Source organism: Nocardiopsis sediminis (assembly GCF_042650565.1).
GTDB lineage: Bacteria > Actinomycetota > Actinomycetes > Streptosporangiales > Streptosporangiaceae > Nocardiopsis_B > Nocardiopsis_B sediminis.
In genome coordinates this window covers 17697-32462 of the sequence record NZ_JBHSBH010000012.1, presented here as the reverse complement: position 1 = coordinate 32462, position 14766 = coordinate 17697, and the positions used below count along the sequence as shown (strand labels likewise).

General features: G+C 68.7%; 14 protein-coding genes and 1 tRNA gene. 5 read left to right on the top strand and 10 right to left on the bottom strand.

Annotated features, from left to right (window positions below; genetic code table 11):
• Positions 1-10 precede the first annotated feature (10 nt).
• Positions 11-84: transfer RNA gene (locus ACFOVU_RS18145), tRNA-Ile, on the top strand.
• Between the two features lie 75 nt (positions 85-159).
• On the opposite strand, the gene ACFOVU_RS18140 is transcribed toward ACFOVU_RS18145, so the two are convergent.
• From ACFOVU_RS18140 to ACFOVU_RS18105, 8 genes are all read right to left on the bottom strand, one after another.
• Positions 160-1365: a tyrosine-type recombinase/integrase gene (locus ACFOVU_RS18140; RefSeq protein WP_378535201.1), complete on the bottom strand. Its 1206-nt coding sequence runs from the start codon at positions 1363-1365 to the stop codon at positions 160-162.
• The gene (locus tag ACFOVU_RS18135) at positions 1365-1559 is read right to left on the bottom strand and encodes a helix-turn-helix domain-containing protein (RefSeq protein WP_378535199.1); all 195 of its coding nucleotides are present in this window, start codon (positions 1557-1559) and stop codon (positions 1365-1367) included. Before ACFOVU_RS18135 ends, ACFOVU_RS18140 begins: the two co-directional genes overlap by 1 nt.
• Positions 1556-3238 carry a replication initiator gene (locus ACFOVU_RS18130; protein ID WP_378535197.1) on the bottom strand — a complete coding sequence of 561 codons (1683 nt, stop codon included), beginning with the start codon at positions 3236-3238 and terminating at the stop codon, positions 1556-1558. The genes ACFOVU_RS18135 and ACFOVU_RS18130 overlap by 4 nt, the downstream gene beginning before the upstream one ends.
• Entirely contained in the window at positions 3238-4638 is a 1401-nt protein-coding gene (locus tag ACFOVU_RS18125; protein ID WP_378535195.1) for an FtsK/SpoIIIE domain-containing protein, read from the bottom strand. The genes ACFOVU_RS18130 and ACFOVU_RS18125 overlap by 1 nt, the downstream gene beginning before the upstream one ends.
• A 102-nt stretch (positions 4639-4740) precedes the next feature.
• Positions 4741-5031 (bottom strand): hypothetical protein, encoded by a 291-nt coding sequence (locus ACFOVU_RS18120; RefSeq protein ID WP_378535193.1) that lies wholly within the window; start codon positions 5029-5031, stop codon positions 4741-4743.
• Between the two features lie 277 nt (positions 5032-5308).
• The gene (locus ACFOVU_RS18115) at positions 5309-5731 is read right to left on the bottom strand and encodes a plasmid replication, integration and excision activator (RefSeq protein WP_378535191.1); all 423 of its coding nucleotides are present in this window, start codon (positions 5729-5731) and stop codon (positions 5309-5311) included.
• A gap of 116 nt (positions 5732-5847) precedes the next feature.
• Positions 5848-6576, bottom strand: coding sequence for a GntR family transcriptional regulator (locus tag ACFOVU_RS18110; RefSeq protein WP_378535190.1), 729 nt, complete (start codon positions 6574-6576; stop codon positions 5848-5850).
• A gap of 310 nt (positions 6577-6886) precedes the next feature.
• Positions 6887-7171 (bottom strand): hypothetical protein, encoded by a 285-nt coding sequence (locus ACFOVU_RS18105; protein ID WP_378535188.1) that lies wholly within the window; start codon positions 7169-7171, stop codon positions 6887-6889.
• 249 nt (positions 7172-7420) lie between these two features.
• Between ACFOVU_RS18105 and ACFOVU_RS18100 the strand changes: the two genes are divergently transcribed.
• Together ACFOVU_RS18100 and ACFOVU_RS18095 are read left to right on the top strand one after the other, a co-directional pair.
• Positions 7421-8878 (top strand): helix-turn-helix domain-containing protein, encoded by a 1458-nt coding sequence (locus ACFOVU_RS18100; protein WP_378535186.1) that lies wholly within the window; start codon positions 7421-7423, stop codon positions 8876-8878.
• Positions 8875-9408: a flavoprotein gene (locus ACFOVU_RS18095; protein ID WP_378535185.1), complete on the top strand. Its 534-nt coding sequence runs from the start codon at positions 8875-8877 to the stop codon at positions 9406-9408. Before ACFOVU_RS18100 ends, ACFOVU_RS18095 begins: the two co-directional genes overlap by 4 nt.
• 1185 nt (positions 9409-10593) lie before the next feature.
• Here the strand turns inward: ACFOVU_RS18095 and ACFOVU_RS18090 are convergent.
• Together ACFOVU_RS18090 and ACFOVU_RS18085 are read right to left on the bottom strand one after the other, a co-directional pair.
• Positions 10594-11682: a nucleotidyl transferase AbiEii/AbiGii toxin family protein gene (locus ACFOVU_RS18090; RefSeq protein ID WP_378535183.1), complete on the bottom strand. Its 1089-nt coding sequence runs from the start codon at positions 11680-11682 to the stop codon at positions 10594-10596.
• Positions 11669-12526: a type IV toxin-antitoxin system AbiEi family antitoxin domain-containing protein gene (locus tag ACFOVU_RS18085; protein ID WP_378535181.1), complete on the bottom strand. Its 858-nt coding sequence runs from the start codon at positions 12524-12526 to the stop codon at positions 11669-11671. Before ACFOVU_RS18085 ends, ACFOVU_RS18090 begins: the two co-directional genes overlap by 14 nt.
• A 189-nt stretch (positions 12527-12715) precedes the next feature.
• Between ACFOVU_RS18085 and ACFOVU_RS18080 the strand changes: the two genes are divergently transcribed.
• The gene (locus ACFOVU_RS18080; protein WP_378535180.1) at positions 12716-13558 is read left to right on the top strand and encodes a hypothetical protein; all 843 of its coding nucleotides are present in this window, start codon (positions 12716-12718) and stop codon (positions 13556-13558) included.
• Positions 13551-14744: a nucleotidyl transferase AbiEii/AbiGii toxin family protein gene (locus ACFOVU_RS18075; protein WP_378535178.1), complete on the top strand. Its 1194-nt coding sequence runs from the start codon at positions 13551-13553 to the stop codon at positions 14742-14744. Before ACFOVU_RS18080 ends, ACFOVU_RS18075 begins: the two co-directional genes overlap by 8 nt.
• Positions 14745-14766: the final 22 nt, after the last annotated feature.

The window sequence follows — 14766 nt, the reverse complement described above, 5'->3', positions numbered from 1 at the left end:
CTCGGAACACGGGCGTATAGCTCAGTCGGTTAGAGCGCATCCCTGATAAGGATGAGGCCCCAGGTTCAAGTCCTGGTACGCCCACCCCAATAAGCAGCACAAAGGTCCCTGTCGGAAATCCGACAGGGACCTTTGACATCAGTAGCGACAGCAACGCGGCTATTCTCCGCCGTCGTTTCCGGTTTCGCCGAAGATCGCTCCGCCCAGGCGTCCGAGTCCTTGTCGCTGTGTCTCTTCGTCGCTATGTGTATAGATCTCCATGGTCACCGAAATCCGGCTGTGCCCAAGGATCTCCATGGCATCGCGCGGAGCGACCCCCGCCCGCTTCAGCAGCGAGGCCACCGAGTGCCGGAGATCGTGCAGGCGGATCGGCCGCATGCCCGACGCCTTCACCAGCCGCTCGAAGGTCCGGGACAGGCTGCGCGGTTGGATGGCCTTTCCGGTCCGTGTGGTGAAGACCAGACCGGTTTCCGCCCATCCCTCCCCCGCACGACGCTTCTTGTCCGACTGCCACTCGGCCTGTTCGATGAGGGCATCACGTGCCCACGACAGCAGCGGGAGCGACCGCCGACCCGCACGCGTCTTCACGTCCACGAGGGCAAGGGCACCGTCCACCCGCTGAACCTGCCGACGAATCGACATGACGTCGGTCTCCAAGTCGACATCTTCCCAACTGAGCCCGAGCACTTCCCCACGGCGCAGGCCGTAGAGCAGCATCAGCACGAGCGCCGGGTACATCGGGTTGGAGCGTGCGTATTCGAGGAAACGCTTCGCTTCATCGGCGTTCCACGGCCGCATCCGTTCCGGATCCTCTGCCGGAAGAGTCACGAGACGGGCAGGGTTCACGCTGATCAATTCCTCGCGCATGGCACGGGTCAGTGCGGAACTGAGCGTGGTCCGCATCGCGTGCACCTTGGGCACCGAGTCCCCCGCCTTCAGTCGGCCATTGAGGAACGTCTGAAGCTTGGCCACCCGAAGCCGGTCGAGTCGCTGAGTGCCGAGGTTCGGCTTGAGGTACAGCCGGACCGTCTGCTCATACTTGGCGTAGGTGGTGGAGCGCACCGAAGGCTTGGCCACCTGCTCAAGCCAGTAGTCCAGGTACTCCCCCAGCTTCCACGGCCGGTCGGGCACGGCGACGTTGCGGTTGCTGTTGCGCTGAAGCTCCGTGAGCTTGTCGTATGCCTCCTTTCGCGTACGCCCATAGCGCTGCACACGCTTCATCGAGCCGTCGGACGCCAGCACGTAGGCCGACGCCACCCAGCGGCCGTCTTGACGCTGATAGACGCTTCCTTCGCCGTTCGCGCGGGACCGTTTGCCCTTGCGGCCATCGGGATCCTCGGGGGTGGCGAGCGCCGTCTTGGGCATCAGGCTGCGTCCTCTCGAAGGTCGGTGATGAAGGCTTCAACGGCGTCCACGGGGATACGGCGGTCACGGCCGATCTTCACCGACTCCAAGCGGCCGGAGCGGATCAGCTCGTAGACCTTCCCCCGGCCCAAGGCCAGGGCGCTCATGACCTCCGGGACGGTCAGGAGGCGCCGGTTCAGCGGGACGACGGTCATGCAGGTACTCCAGTTGCCGAAAGATTGGTCTCGCGTGCGTGGTCGAGCTGGGCACGGCGTTTCAGCGCCTCACCGACCGCGCGGAGGAGGCGGTGTTCGCGGGGCGGGACGTCGGAATCGGTGGGGCGGGCGAGTTCCCAGGCGTGGCCATTGGAGGCGACGGCCAGGGGGAAGTCAGTGCCGGCACGGGTGTCGCCATCGTCCGGGCCGTCATCGCCGGGGGTGACACCGAGGGCATCGAGGACCCACGCCAGGCGGTCGGCCTTGTGGTCGGCGAGGGTCTTGCCGGACCACTTCCGGGACACGAGGACGCGGCGCCCGGCGTAGCCGAGGTGTTCGCGCTTGTGGGCTTTGGACCGGCAGAACCCGGGGCGAAGACCCGGCTTGGGGTCGTCGGGCTGGATCCCGTAGCGCAGCCAGTTCGCGCACTTCGGCGAGCACGGTTCGAACCGAAGCGCGTCCACCAGGCGGTCAACGTGGCGTTCCTGCGCGGTGGTCTCGACCTCATGGCATTCGGCGATGTCCTTGGTCAGGTACTTCGCCAGGTACCGGACGCACCGGTCGGCATCCGCGGAACCGGCGATCACGCCCTTGGCGTCCACCTGCGGCCCGAACCGGACCACGTGCATGGGTTCGGCGTCGGGGTCGGCGTCGAGGGCATCGAGCGCGTCATCCCAGGAGGGCAGGAGTTCCCCTGTCGAGGTGTCGACATAGGCACCTGTCGCTTCATCCCAGACGGGCAGGTCCTCCCCCGCGTAGACCACCTCACCGGCCTTGGGCCACCACACCTGGTGATAGGTCGCCGCCGCGATCTGGCGCAGCTCCGCCCGGGGGACGGTGCCCCGAGTGGCCATGTGCAGGTGCGGCGCCAACCGCCGTTGGGGTTCCACTGCCGCGAAGTACTGGACGTCGAACCCGGCGACACGTCGGAGGTTCTGCACGAACCTGTCGATGAGCTTGGAGAAGTGCAACGCATCCCGGGCCGCCCGCCGGTAGTCGTAGGTGGAGGGGTCCACCGGGGTGCCGTCTTTCTTCACCCGCCCGTAGGTGTCACAGGTGAGCGTGATGAACAGCGACGGCCGGAAGACCTTTCCCGTGTCGGGATCCTCGAAGGCCCGCCCCACGGTGGAGCGCTTCATCTGCCGCTTGGGCAGGTCCGGCGCATCCTGACGACGGCGGGTCGAGCGGGACCGCCGAGGCCGAGCCGCACCCGAGGAACCCCGGTCGGCTTTGCCGCGCAGTCCCGAGGCCGAGATCTCCTCATCCAGGTCAGCGATGACCGCATCGAGCGCGGCCAGGTCCTCAGGATCGGTAGACCCGTTCTCGGCCAGGCGGTCGCGTTCGGCGGTCACCATGGCGCGCTGTTCGACCCACCCGCGTTGCACCTCGGAGGGTTCATCGGGGACCACGGTGGGTTCCTCGGTGAGGTGCCAGCCCTCTTCGCACTGGGACCGGCGAAGGGACCTCTTGCGCTTGGCGCAGGCAGGGCACTTGCTTTCCAGCGTGGACCCGCACGGGACGTCCACGATCTCGGAACGGCCCGTGGCCAGGTCGGTGCGCCGCAGGGCCACGGGGCGGATGCACACCCCTTTCTCGGCGGCGATGGTCTCGGCCACCTCACGCGCCAACGGCTGTGCCATGCGTTCGGCGCGGGTGGACTTGCCGGTCGGGGTCGGCATCAGGCACCACCGCCGGCCATGCGGTCGATGTCCTCATCGGTCACGTAGGCGGCCCGGACGCGGACGGGCGAGGGGGATCCTTCGAGCTTGACGAAGGCGACACCGGGAAGGCCCGGGTCGATCAGGTGGGCGAGTGCTCCACGGTCGCGGGCACCTTCCCCGAGGACCATGTCGACCTGGCCCGCCTCATCCAGGCGCAACGCGACCTTGTCCGGGAACAGGTTCCGCAGGTTCATGACCTCCTTACGCGGATCCTGCAACGCGGCCAGCACGCAGAACCCCACCGACCGGCCCTGACTCGTGAGGGTGGCAATGGCGTTCTCCGCACGCCGCCGGACGTCGCGGTCGGGGTGGTAGGCGGTCAGGAACGCCACCTCATCCAGCACCACCACCACGAACGGGTCACGGGTCGAGGGAACGTGGGAGCGCTGTATCCCGGCGTAGCGTTCGGCGCGTTCCTGCATGTCGGCCACCGCCTGTTCCAACAGCTCAACGGCGGCTTTCCCGTCGTCTGCGTAGTCGGCGAACAGGGTCCGCCCATACGACAGCTCCATGCGCTTGGGGTCGATCGCGCGGACTTCTGCCGTCCCGTCGTGGATCGCGGGGAGCATGGCGCGGATGGCCGACCACAGCACCGAGCCCTTGCCCGCACCGGTCACGCCGACGACGAGCACGTGGGTTCCGTGCAACCGGAGGAGCCAGGGTTCACCGTCCTCACCGGCACCCACCGGAAGCGCGGCGAGGTCGGGTTCCTCGGGTACGGGCATGGCGTCGAGGGGATCGGCGAGGGTGTCGTGTCGGGGGAACTCCAGGACCACGTCACGCGCGCCCAGCACGCTCACACGGCAGGAGGGAGCGCCGAACCCGTGCGCCAGCTCGGACACGCGCTGTTCCATATCCGCCGGAGACGTGCCGGCCACGAGGCGCACCCGGACACGGTCGGCCCAGTCGGTGCAGGTGACCCGCCGAATCCGCGGAAGGTAGCGGCGTTCCTGGTAGGACTCGGCGAGACCGGCGACGACCAGCACGGGTTGCCAGTGCCGTTGGTAGACCGACAGCCACCGCCACGCCGCAAGAACGCGGAGCGCGACGTAGCGCCGGAACGTCTGGGGCCAGCGGCGCCACCAGACCAACAGCCCCAGGTCGGCCACCGTCCAGGCGACGGCCAGCCACACCCACCCCAGGTGGTTGAAGACCAGCACCGAGACCGAGGCCGTGATGACGGCGACGGGGAAGCGGAACGGCAGCAGGACCAGGAGGCGGACGAGCCGGACGAGCCATGACCCGAGAACGAAGATCCCGGGGGTATCCACAACGGGAGTGGAGAAGCGGAAGGACTGAGCGGGGACGGGGGTGGTCGGTTGGACCTGTTCGGCCCCGGAACCGTTGCTGCGCAACATAGGGTGGGCACACCTCTCGTGTTCATGTGTGGGCATACGTGTAGCGATGGGGTTGAAGGGGCGGCCAAGGTGTTGGAGCACCAGGCCGCCCCGCTTCGTCTATCAGGCCGCTTCGGAGCCCTCGGAGGGGTCGTCGGCGACCGGCCTGGACTGTTCGGCGTGGAGGCGCTGCGTATCGGCGAGGTAGGCGGTGGCCGCTTCGGCGAAGGACTCGGCGAACCGCAGATCCCCATCGGTCACCTGCCCCCTGCCCGACACCGATGTCACCCGCAGGTCCGCACTGGGCGCGTAGAAGGCGAGGATCGGCGTCCTGTCGCGGTAGGTGTGGCAGGTCACCCACGCCTCGTCACCGGCGCTGAACAAGAACCCGCCCACGGAAGCCCGCTCGCTCATCGGCGCACCCCTGCATCCCCACGCCCCCGATACATCCGCTCGCAGGCACGAGCGAACGCGGCGGCCTGTTCGGCCAGGAGCCGGGTGAAGACCACGTCAGCGGCGCTCACCCGCTCCCGGTCAGAGGTGCCCAACGTGATCTGGGTTCCGGCCACCGACAGCACCAGCACCGGCGAGCGCCCCGGGTAGGACCGTGCCTCAGCCGAGGACTCCCCCCGCGCGTGCAGGGACATCACACTCGCCGGGGACGTGACCCCGTTGCGGTGACGGCCACCCATCAGGCACCGTCCTTGCCCGCACCGGCACCGGCCGGGGTCTTGCGCGAGTTCGCGGGACCGCCCGGAGCCTTCACGCCCTTGGCCCGCAGCGAGTACGCCACACGGGGACGACGACCGTTGTCGTCGACGTAGGGCATGACCGACATCGACTCGAACTCGATCGGCCGGAACGGCAGCCCCGGAACCTCATCGGGCAGCGTCGGGCAGTACTCGGCGGCGACCTTCACCTTCACCGACTTGGCCTTGCCCCGAGCTTCAGGGTCGGCATCGATCACGTCCACCGCCCACAGCGGCAGACCCGAGTCCTTGTCCATCTGCGGACGCTTGGTCTCGAAGTCCGTGATCGCCTCAATGCCCAGCGCGTAGGCGCCGAAGGGGAACACCGTCCCGAAGGCCACCGGGATCGTACCCTGAATCGCCATTGGAATACTCCTATCAAGAAAGCTCTCTTCGAAAATCTGACCTATCAGGTCATGCGACAAAAGTACGCGGGTGAACCTGATAGGTCAAGTCGGTATCGCAGGAGTTTCTGACAGGCTCAGCTAAGCGGGTAGACGTCCCGAAGCTCGTGACGGTCACCAGGCAGGACGGCGTCTATGAGCTGCAATGCGTCTCCACCGGCGTCGTGTCCGGTGACGACCACATTCAGGACGGGTGCGCCGGTCGTGATGCCGAGGGCGCCCGCTTCGTCTGGGGTCGCGGACCGCGCCATGATGCGTTCGACGGCGTGATCCAACCGGACCTTCTTCTTCTCGAACAAGTGCCGGCGGATGCTCGACCCCAGCGGCTCCGGCGAGCTGAACCGGGTACCCGAGGCCAATTCCAAGGGGAACCACGCGGAGACGAGTTCCACCGGGCCGTCCTGGTCTTGCAGGACGTACTGCCGCAGGAAGGCTTTGGCCGGGCGATCGAGGCGGAGCAGGTTGGCGACGTGCTGAGGTGCGACGACGATGCCCGCTTGCAGCAGCTCCGCTGCCTGTGATTCCTCGGCTCCGTCGAGGAGCTGGAGACCCGGCCGGGACAGCACTTCCTCGACTTTGGGGGTCTTGCCCCGGACGAAGGAGCCCGCGCCGGTCTGGGTGAAGATCAGCCCTTCATCCCGCAGCAGGCCAAGGGCGCTGATCACTGTCGGACGGGAAACTTCGAACTCTGTGGCCAAGCGCCCCTCGGAGGGGAGCGGGTCACCGGGACGGTAGGTGCCATGCGTGATGCGTTCGCGGAGCGTGCGGGCTACCCGCTCATACTTCCGTTCGCCGTTGGCTGCCATTCACTACCATCCCAGGTTGCTCAACTGATCTGTGCCGTTCCCCGGCGCGCATGGTGCTCTATCAACTCAGGCTAACAACGGAACCTGTACGTGACAGCCCTAAAGGTGGCCACCACGGCGCCCTTCATACTCGCTCACCGAGCGGTTGAGCTTCCGGCGGAGTTGGCCGGCGGTGGGAGCCGTGATGCGGATGCCCAAGTGCCAGGCGCCCCACCACCCGCGCGGAAGCTGACAGAAGTCGCAGGTGGGGAACTCTCGCCGTAGCTCTCTCTCGATCAGGTCCCGGATCCGGGACATCTGGGCATCGAGGTCACCCATGACGCGCCCGATGGGGCATGTGCGTCCAGAAGAGCCGAGAGACCTGGTCTGCTTGGTCCACGGAGGCGGGTACACGCGCGATGCAGAAATCGCCGTCCCACAGGAAGAGCTGCCCCTTGCCGTTCACCGAGACCCAGAGCGCTTCGGAACCGCCGGGCGCGGTCACCCGAAGGGCGGCGATGCTCTCGATCACAGAGACCTCGAAGCCGAGCCATTCCAGGCGCACACGCAGCCTGTTCAACATGGCCAGTTCGAACGCGACGTTCCGATATGCCATCACGCCACCCCCTCCTGTGGCGTGATGGCCTGTTCCCCGGATCCTCCGCAGTGCCAGCACTCTTCGCGAACGCTGTTCACCTGGAGTCCGGGGAAGTCATCGCACTGAGTCGCCCGACGCTCCCGTACCCAGCGCCACCCCCGGCCGCGGCAAGGGCTGCACGGTGTCAGCGGTGTCCCGTTCATGGGCTCAACGATTCCGCGGTGGGAGCGACGGCCCCATCCCCAGCGGATATCCCACGTGGGGATAATGGCGAAGGGCGAGACGACGAAGCGCGATCGAGAGGCTCTGATGCCGGGACGAGCTTTGGACCCCATCGGCATCCCCGCATGGGCCTGGGACCGCGAAGAGACGCGTCGCCTCCTCATCGCCCGCGATGTCTCCGGCCTCTTGAGCTTCGCGCAGCGCTACGGAGGAGCGAGTCAGACCCGTCTCGCCGCAGCCACCGGAATCGCCCAGGGGCGTGTCAGCGAGATCCTGAACGGGCGCAAGAGCGTCACCGCATTCGAGGTCTTCGAGCGCATCGCCGACGGCTTGGACATGCCCGATCAGTCTCGGATGCTCTTCGGGCTCGCGCCGAAGAACCTCGCCGTCCTCACCGGCGGTGGCAGCCCTATCGCGCGGTCGGGCTTGGTCCCGCCGCCTAGCGTGGAAGTGGGCGCTAGGGAGGACAGCGTGAGACGTCGTGAATTCGTCGGATTGGCCGGAGCGGCTGTGTTCCAGGTGGCGACCGGCCCCGGGCCGGAGTTGGACGCCATCGCCACTGCCCTCACGCGGTACGGGGGCGTCCGCACCGGGCCGCCGCCTCAGCTTCCGAGCGTGGCGTCGTTGGCGAAGGCGGTTAGCGCCGCCAAGAGCGGGTACCAGGCGTGCCACTATGCGGAGGTCGCCCGCCGGATTCCGAGCCTGCTGGAACGCCTCAGCGATGCCACGCGACACCTCGAAGGCGAGGACCGCCGCAAGGCCCACGTGCTCCAGGCGGAGGCGTACCACGTGGCGGCGAGCGTTCTTCTGAAGTCCGGTGACAAGGGACTCGCTTGGATCGCGGCCGACCGGAGCATTCAGGCCGCCGAGCGCAGCGAGAACCCCACGACCATCGGTGCCAGCTCGCGGGTACTCACCCGAGCCTTGATGCGTGACCGCCACTATGGCGCCGCAACCGAACTTGCGACCAGCATGGCCGAACGGGTCGACAGCGCTACCGACCGGGCGACACCCGATTCTCTGTCCGTCTACGGTGCGCTACTCCTAAGTGGAGCCGTCGCAGCGGCCCGCAGAGGAAACCGTGGGCAGACCACGTCTCTCTTGGACGAGGCGGAAACAGCCGGCGGCCGTCTCGGGGGCGACCACAACCACCAGTGGACCGCGTTCGGGCCGACGAACGTCCTCTTGCACCGGGTGAGCACTGCTGTCGAACTGGGAGACGCCGGAAGCGCCATCGACTACGCGCGGCAGGTCCGGCTGAACGACGTCGATGTCATGGAGCGCAAGGTGACGCTGTTCGTGGACGCGGCACGGGCATACAGCCAGTGGGGGAAGGTCGACCGTGCCTACGAAGCGCTCGTGAGCGCCGAGCACCTCGCCAGCGAAGAACTCCGGACCCGTCCGGCCGTTCACGAACTCATCAGCCACCTTGAGGCACGCGCGTCCGGCCACCTCAAGTACAACATCACCGATCTCGCCGAAAGGGCTGGTGTCACCCGATGAGCGACGCGAAGACCCTGTACGTCATCGTCTGCGCGGCAGGTCCGGCCGGAGACGTCGGTGTCCTCATCGACCACGCCCACGAGCGCGGATGGACCGTCCAGGTCATCGCCACACCGGCCGCACTCACCTTCATCGACCCCGAAGCGCTGGAGAAGCAGACCGGCCGCCCCGTCCGCAGCCACCACCGCAAGGCAGGATCACCGCGTTCCCCGAAGGCCGACGCCATCATCATCGCCCCGGCCAGCTTCAACACCGTCAACAAGCTGGCGAACGGCATCGCCGACACCTACGCGTTGGACGTCGCCAACGAGGCCATCGGGTTGGGCATCCCGGTCGTCATTCTGCCGTTCGTTAACTCCGCCTACGCCAACCGGATCCCGTTCCAGCACAGCGTGAAGTCCCTGCGCGAAGAAGGTGTCCCAGTCCTTATCGGCCCCGGAGCATTCGAGCCCCACGAAGCAGGCAGCGGAGCCGGAACACATGCCACGTTTCCATGGACACGAGCGCTGGAGTCACTGGCGAGTCGTTAGGCCAGGCCGCAGGCGATCGTTCCAAGTGCCCATGACGTTCACCTACTCTTGACCGCGCCGTAGGTACATCTGAGCAATTTCGGTAGGGATTGTTAGTGCTTCATGTCGAGAAATTTCCTGAGCTACCACCTCGGAAAGATGTTCGAATGTGGAAATTCGATAGTTGGGTTCGGTGATCCAGATGCGCGGGGGTGCATCGCGGTCATCATCGTTCCTATATAGCTGGGCATAGAGGAATCCGAGATCCTCTCCCCATGTGCTGTACTTATCCCATCCGGGCATAAGAAATGCGTGAATAGAGATTCTCGATCACTCCAGGTTTTTTGTAGAGAATCAAATTCGACGTGGACTTGAAAGAAATTATCGTCCGCCGCATCAAAGGTCAACTGTTTGGAATTTAGGGCCAGTACTCAAAGTCGAATTGGTCTATCCGGAACGTTGCCGAATTGGGCTGTATGGGATCAAGGCGACGGCGCTTCGCGCCGCCGCTCCCGGCGTGCCGGCCGCCGCTCGGGCTGCGGGCTGCCGCCCGGTCCCGAGCGTGCGCCCGCCTGCCGGGGGTGGGCACGTGGCGCGGGTCGCCTGTCCCTGTCACCGCCGTCTTGGGGGCGCGCCGTCGCGTCCACGACGGCCAAGTGGAGCGGCACGACGATGGCGCGTCGGATCGGTTGAGGACTGGTAGTACCAGGGGGCTCCCGCCCCCATGGACCCCCGGGGCCGACACGGAACCTGGCGCGATGCGGGACGTGCGTCGGTGCGGACCGATCGCGCCAGAACCCGCGCCGGTCGGTTACCGTGGTCACCCGCCGCTTGGGCTGGGAGAACTGCCACCCAGGGCCCGCGGAAAGGCGCGGCGTGCGCTGTGGCCGGGCGACGATGGTCGGGGTTGCAACGGCTGCGGGGATCGGTCTGACAGCAGTAGCGACAGCAACACCAGCGGACACCGCTCGATCGGCCCAGCGCTGAGCGGACACCGACCCCCAGGTCGTCGAGCCCCTACGGTGGCCCATGATCGAACTGATAAGGATGAGGCCCCAGGTTCAAGTCCTGGTACGCCCACCTGTGAAAAGACCTCCTTTCGGAGGTCTTTTTTTATGCCCGGCCGCCATTTGTGCCTCGACCCCTCGCGCGATTCGTGTCGTGGTTCCCGTCCTGTCCCTATGCCGGCAGGACGGGAACCAGTGGTCAGGCTCCTCTGCCCTTGTGCCGGCTCTGGTCGTGGGCCGGTTGTGCGGGGGCGGGTGTGGTCGTGCCGGTGGGGGCGCGGGGGCGGCGGACCGCGGGGCCGGCTCCGCGGGGGTTGTCCAACGCGGTGAGGCTCTGGTGGGCGGCGGGTCCCCGCGTGGGGCCGGCCGTGCGTGATACCCACTCCTTGCGGTCGGGGTTCCAGTCCGCCTGGGGTGGTTCGGGGGCCAGGAGCGGGTCGAGGAAGCGCTGCGCGGCGGGGATCGCGGTGTCGAGGGTGGGGTAGGCCAGGCCCGGGGTCATGGCGGCGTGGCGGGGGTAGCGCTCCCACCAGGTGGGGTTGGGGAGTTCGAAGCGGTCGCCCACGTCCAGGGTCTTGCCTTCGGCGCGCTGGAAGGCGATCTCGTCGTGGATCACGGCGTGGGCCTCGGGGCCGTCCCACGCCACCCGGTCGGCGATGAAGAGCAGGTCCGCCAGGTCCTGCGCGCGCACGGACGGGCCGCCCTCCCAGTACCGACTGAAGATGCCCGACACCTTGTGGCCCAGGGTGTCGGTGACCGAGAGCATCCGCAGCGGCGGGTTCTCCCGGGGGTCGCCGGACGGGTGGATGTGCCGGGGGAAGTCCGCGATCTCCGGCGGCCTGCGCAGCGGCCGCTTCTCGGGCAGGACCGTGTCGGTCTCGACCTCCATGAGCTCGACGTCCCCGCAGAACACGGCGTGGGTGATCCGCGCCCAGCCATAGGGCTCGTAGGACTCCTCCCCTCGGGGCACGAAGCGGAGGTGGTCGCCGAAGTCCTGCGCCATCGCGTGGTTGTAGTCGCCGACCATCCGCCGGATCGGCACGGGCGACGTCCGGACCGCGTCCACGTCGCCGGTCCAGCGGGCGTCGGGCCAGAGTGCCAGGAGGGTCTGCCCGCCCTTGATCATCCAGTCGTCGGGCTGGGCGGCGAAGAGGCGGGCCATGACCCGCTGGAGCACCCATTGCTGCATCTCGGCCTCGAACGTGGTGCCGCGCTCGTGGGCGTGCCGCCGCACCCGGCGGGTCAGGTCCCGCCAGAAGGAGGCGAAGGGTTCGTCACCGCCGGCCATCGGCCTCCGCCTTTCCGACGATCTCCGCGGCCACCCGCCGGGCGAACTCCGCGTCCCGGGCGAGCACGGCGAGGTCCGCGCCGGCTCCCCCGGTGCGGTCCGAGGACGCGCCGGCCAGGGCCCGCTGCACCGCGTCGACCCGGTCGGGGTGGCGGAGCAGCGCGTGGCCGCGCAGGCTGCGCCGCGGCAGCGCGGAGAGCGGGAGATCGCCGAGGAGGAGGTCGGCGAACCGCGGCCCGTCCGATGGGAGGTCGTAGCGCCCGGCGAGCGGGGCGAGGTCGGCGTGGAGGGCCGGGAGGTCGATCAGGTCGCGGCGGAGCGCGTCGGCCATGACCCTGCCGACCTCGCCGGGGTCCGCCCAGTCGCGGACGAGGTCGACGATGGTGCGGTGCGGTGTGGTGACCGGGATGCCGTCGCTCACCATGACGTCCTCGGGGGCGAGCGACGCCGTGTGGACCGTTGCGGCGCGCAGGGTCTCCAGGCCCGCGTCCCCCGGAGCGGTGAACGACACCTGCGCGCTCGGCACCGCCCCCAGGCCGAAGAAGCGGGCCGCCGAGCCGTGCGAGAGGACGGCGTCCGTGTGCACAGCGGACAGGCGTTCCCAGGCGAAGTCGCGCGGCCGCAGCGCGAGCCAGGCGGCGTGCAGGGAGGCGCGCCGGACAGAGAGGGGCGCGCCCGAGAGCTGGAACACGGACCAGTCGTGTTCCCGGATCAGCCCGGCTTCGACGAGATGGTCCAGGTCGCCGGGGGCGACCCCCGCCCGCTCCGCCTGCGCGGCGGTGACGAGCCCGTGCTGGCGCCCCGCTACGAGCGAAAACTCGTAGAACGATTTTTCCCAGGTCATGGCGGCAGCCTAGCAATCTGCGAGCCCTTCGGAAAAATGCGAGAAGAACGCGGAACCATTCCGTTTTCGCGCCCTTATAAAATGTCCTGGGGCACCAATGGCGGGACGCCGGCCGAAGGTGTCCGCTGATATCGTGGCCGACGGATATCGCCTGGTCATAGGGGTTTAAGAACGAGAAAGTCATCCTTGATGAATCCGCACGTATCGGTTTCCGCCTTCAAGGAGCTGTCGGACGCCGCCGCACGGCAGTGCGGGATGGTCACGGCCCGCCAGGCCCACCGGATCGGGATCGACGACGCCGGGCTGGCCGTTCTCGCCGACGCCGGCCTGCTGTCCCGGCCGAGCTGGTCGGTCCACCGGGTCGCGGGCGCCGGAACCGCACCGGTGTACATGTACAGGTACGCGGCGTGGCTCGCGCTCGACGAGGAGCGTTTCGCGTGGGAGCGGCCGTCCGCCGCCCACGAGGACGCCGTCGTCTCCCACGAGTCGGCCTGCCAGGTGCTCGGCATCACCGGCCCCTCCTCCCGCGAGGTGGTGTTCACCGCGCCCGCCCCGCGGAGCGCCCCGCCGGGGATACGCCTGCACACCGCCCCCCTCCGCGCCGACGAGGTGGAGGTGGTCCACGGGGTGCCGGTGACCACGGCCCACCGCACCCTCGTCGACCTCGTCCGCGACTGGAACGACCTGGACGACCTGCGCCGGGCCGTCTCCGACGCGGTCCGCAAGGACCTGGTCGACCTGCTCCGCCTGCACCGCGACCTGGCGCCGCTGGCCGCGGAGTACGGCTTCCCGGACGAGGGCCCCCGGTTCGCCGCCCACTTCCTGACCCGCGTCCCGGTCGCCGCGCTCCCGCCGCGCAACCTCGTCGGCTACGTCGAGCTCACCGACCCCGAGCGTGTCGGTGCGGTGCGCGACGCGCTGGTGGCGAGCCTGCGGCGCGCCGGCGGCCCCGGCGAGGTCCTGGCCAGGGACGAGGCGTTCGGGCGGGAGATCGCGGCGCTCGTGGTCGGCCGGGCGGTGGCCGATGAGTGACTCCCCCGAACGCCCGGAGACGTTCTTGGGCGAGCTTGTGGACCGCGCCAGGAAGGCGAACGGGGCCTCGCCGCCGCAGGAGGGCACCGGCTACTCCGAGGAGACCTTCTGGCAAGCGCTTCAGGACCGCGCCGGAGAGGCCGCCGAGGAGAACGGGACCTCGCCGCCGGAGGAGGTCACCGAGCACGTCTACAACCGGCTGCTGGCACGCGTCTTCGCCGCCGGGCCGGACACGTGGATGGTCGACGGCGGCCGCTCCCTGGCGATCCGCTACCCCGGTTTCCGGCTCACCACCGACCTCGACGTGTCGACCGTCGCGAAGGGCCGCCTCGACCTGGTGGTGGCCGCCTTCATCCGTGCGGCGGAGAGAGACGCGGGCGACTTCGTCCGGTTCGAGGTCGAAGCGGCCACGCAGTTCTCCACCCCCCCGGGCGCGCAGATCGACTTCGCCGTCACCTGCGGCGGCAGGCGGGTCGACGGGGTCAGCGTCGACGTCGTCCTGTCCACGCCGCTGGCGGCGGAGCCCGACGTCCGCCCGCTCCCCCGCCCCCTCGTGAGCGTCGGCACCGAGGCCGCGGACCCCGGCGTGCGCGTGCGGCCCCTGCTCAACCAGATGGCCAACAAGATCGGCGGGCTGTTCATCCACTGGGACGGGCTGCCACCGAGCCGGGCCAAGGATCTGGTGGACATCCTCCTGATGGCCGCCAAGGAGGACTTCCCGGGCCGCAGGCTGCACGAGGTGACGCGGGAAGAGTTCGCCCTCATCCGGGCCCGCGGTAACGAGCTGCACGTTCCGCCCCGCTTCGAGGTCCCCGACGAGTCGTGGGAACGGCGCTACGCCAAGGCGGTGTCGCGCGCCCCGGGCTGCCCGCAGCGGACGCTCGACGCGGCGATGCCCGTGGCGCGGGCCTTCCTCGACCCGCTGCTCCTGCCGGATCCGCCCGACGCCGACTGGGACCACGAACGCGGCCGGTGGGTCCGCCCTACGGAGGGCGAGCGCCGCTCCGAAGTCCCCACGGTGGAGCGGACGTCCGGTACCGGCATGGTCGCCATGGACACGCCGGCGCAGCGCGGCCCGGTCCGGCGCACCGCCCCCGCCTCGGACGAGGCGCACGGGAACCCGCTGCTGCGGTCGCCCCGGCGGTCGCCGGGCCAGGAGGGGCGTCCCCGCCCCTCCCTCGGCTGAACCGGCCCGGTCGGCCGTCCCG

Bases quoted from the DNA above. Each gene is read 5' to 3' on its own strand.
- ACFOVU_RS18085 (WP_378535181.1), bottom strand. From the start codon at position 12,526: ATGACCTGGGAAAAATCGTTCTACGAGTTTTCGCTCGTAGCGGGGCGC.
- ACFOVU_RS18140 (WP_378535201.1), bottom strand. From the start codon at position 1,365: ATGCCCAAGACGGCGCTCGCCACCCCCGAGGATCCCGATGGCCGCAAG.
- ACFOVU_RS18105 (WP_378535188.1), bottom strand. From the start codon at position 7,171: ATGGCATATCGGAACGTCGCGTTCGAACTGGCCATGTTGAACAGGCTG.
- ACFOVU_RS18090 (WP_378535183.1), bottom strand. From the start codon at position 11,682: ATGGCCGGCGGTGACGAACCCTTCGCCTCCTTCTGGCGGGACCTGACC.
- ACFOVU_RS18120 (WP_378535193.1), bottom strand. From the start codon at position 5,031: ATGAGCGAGCGGGCTTCCGTGGGCGGGTTCTTGTTCAGCGCCGGTGAC.
- ACFOVU_RS18080 (WP_378535180.1), top strand. From the start codon at position 12,716: ATGAATCCGCACGTATCGGTTTCCGCCTTCAAGGAGCTGTCGGACGCC.
- ACFOVU_RS18075 (WP_378535178.1), top strand. From the start codon at position 13,551: ATGAGTGACTCCCCCGAACGCCCGGAGACGTTCTTGGGCGAGCTTGTG.
- ACFOVU_RS18100 (WP_378535186.1), top strand. From the start codon at position 7,421: ATGGCGAAGGGCGAGACGACGAAGCGCGATCGAGAGGCTCTGATGCCG.
- ACFOVU_RS18115 (WP_378535191.1), bottom strand. From the start codon at position 5,731: ATGGCGATTCAGGGTACGATCCCGGTGGCCTTCGGGACGGTGTTCCCC.
- ACFOVU_RS18110 (WP_378535190.1), bottom strand. From the start codon at position 6,576: ATGGCAGCCAACGGCGAACGGAAGTATGAGCGGGTAGCCCGCACGCTC.
- ACFOVU_RS18125 (WP_378535195.1), bottom strand. From the start codon at position 4,638: ATGTTGCGCAGCAACGGTTCCGGGGCCGAACAGGTCCAACCGACCACC.
- ACFOVU_RS18095 (WP_378535185.1), top strand. From the start codon at position 8,875: ATGAGCGACGCGAAGACCCTGTACGTCATCGTCTGCGCGGCAGGTCCG.
- ACFOVU_RS18130 (WP_378535197.1), bottom strand. From the start codon at position 3,238: ATGCCGACCCCGACCGGCAAGTCCACCCGCGCCGAACGCATGGCACAG.
- ACFOVU_RS18135 (WP_378535199.1), bottom strand. From the start codon at position 1,559: ATGACCGTCGTCCCGCTGAACCGGCGCCTCCTGACCGTCCCGGAGGTC.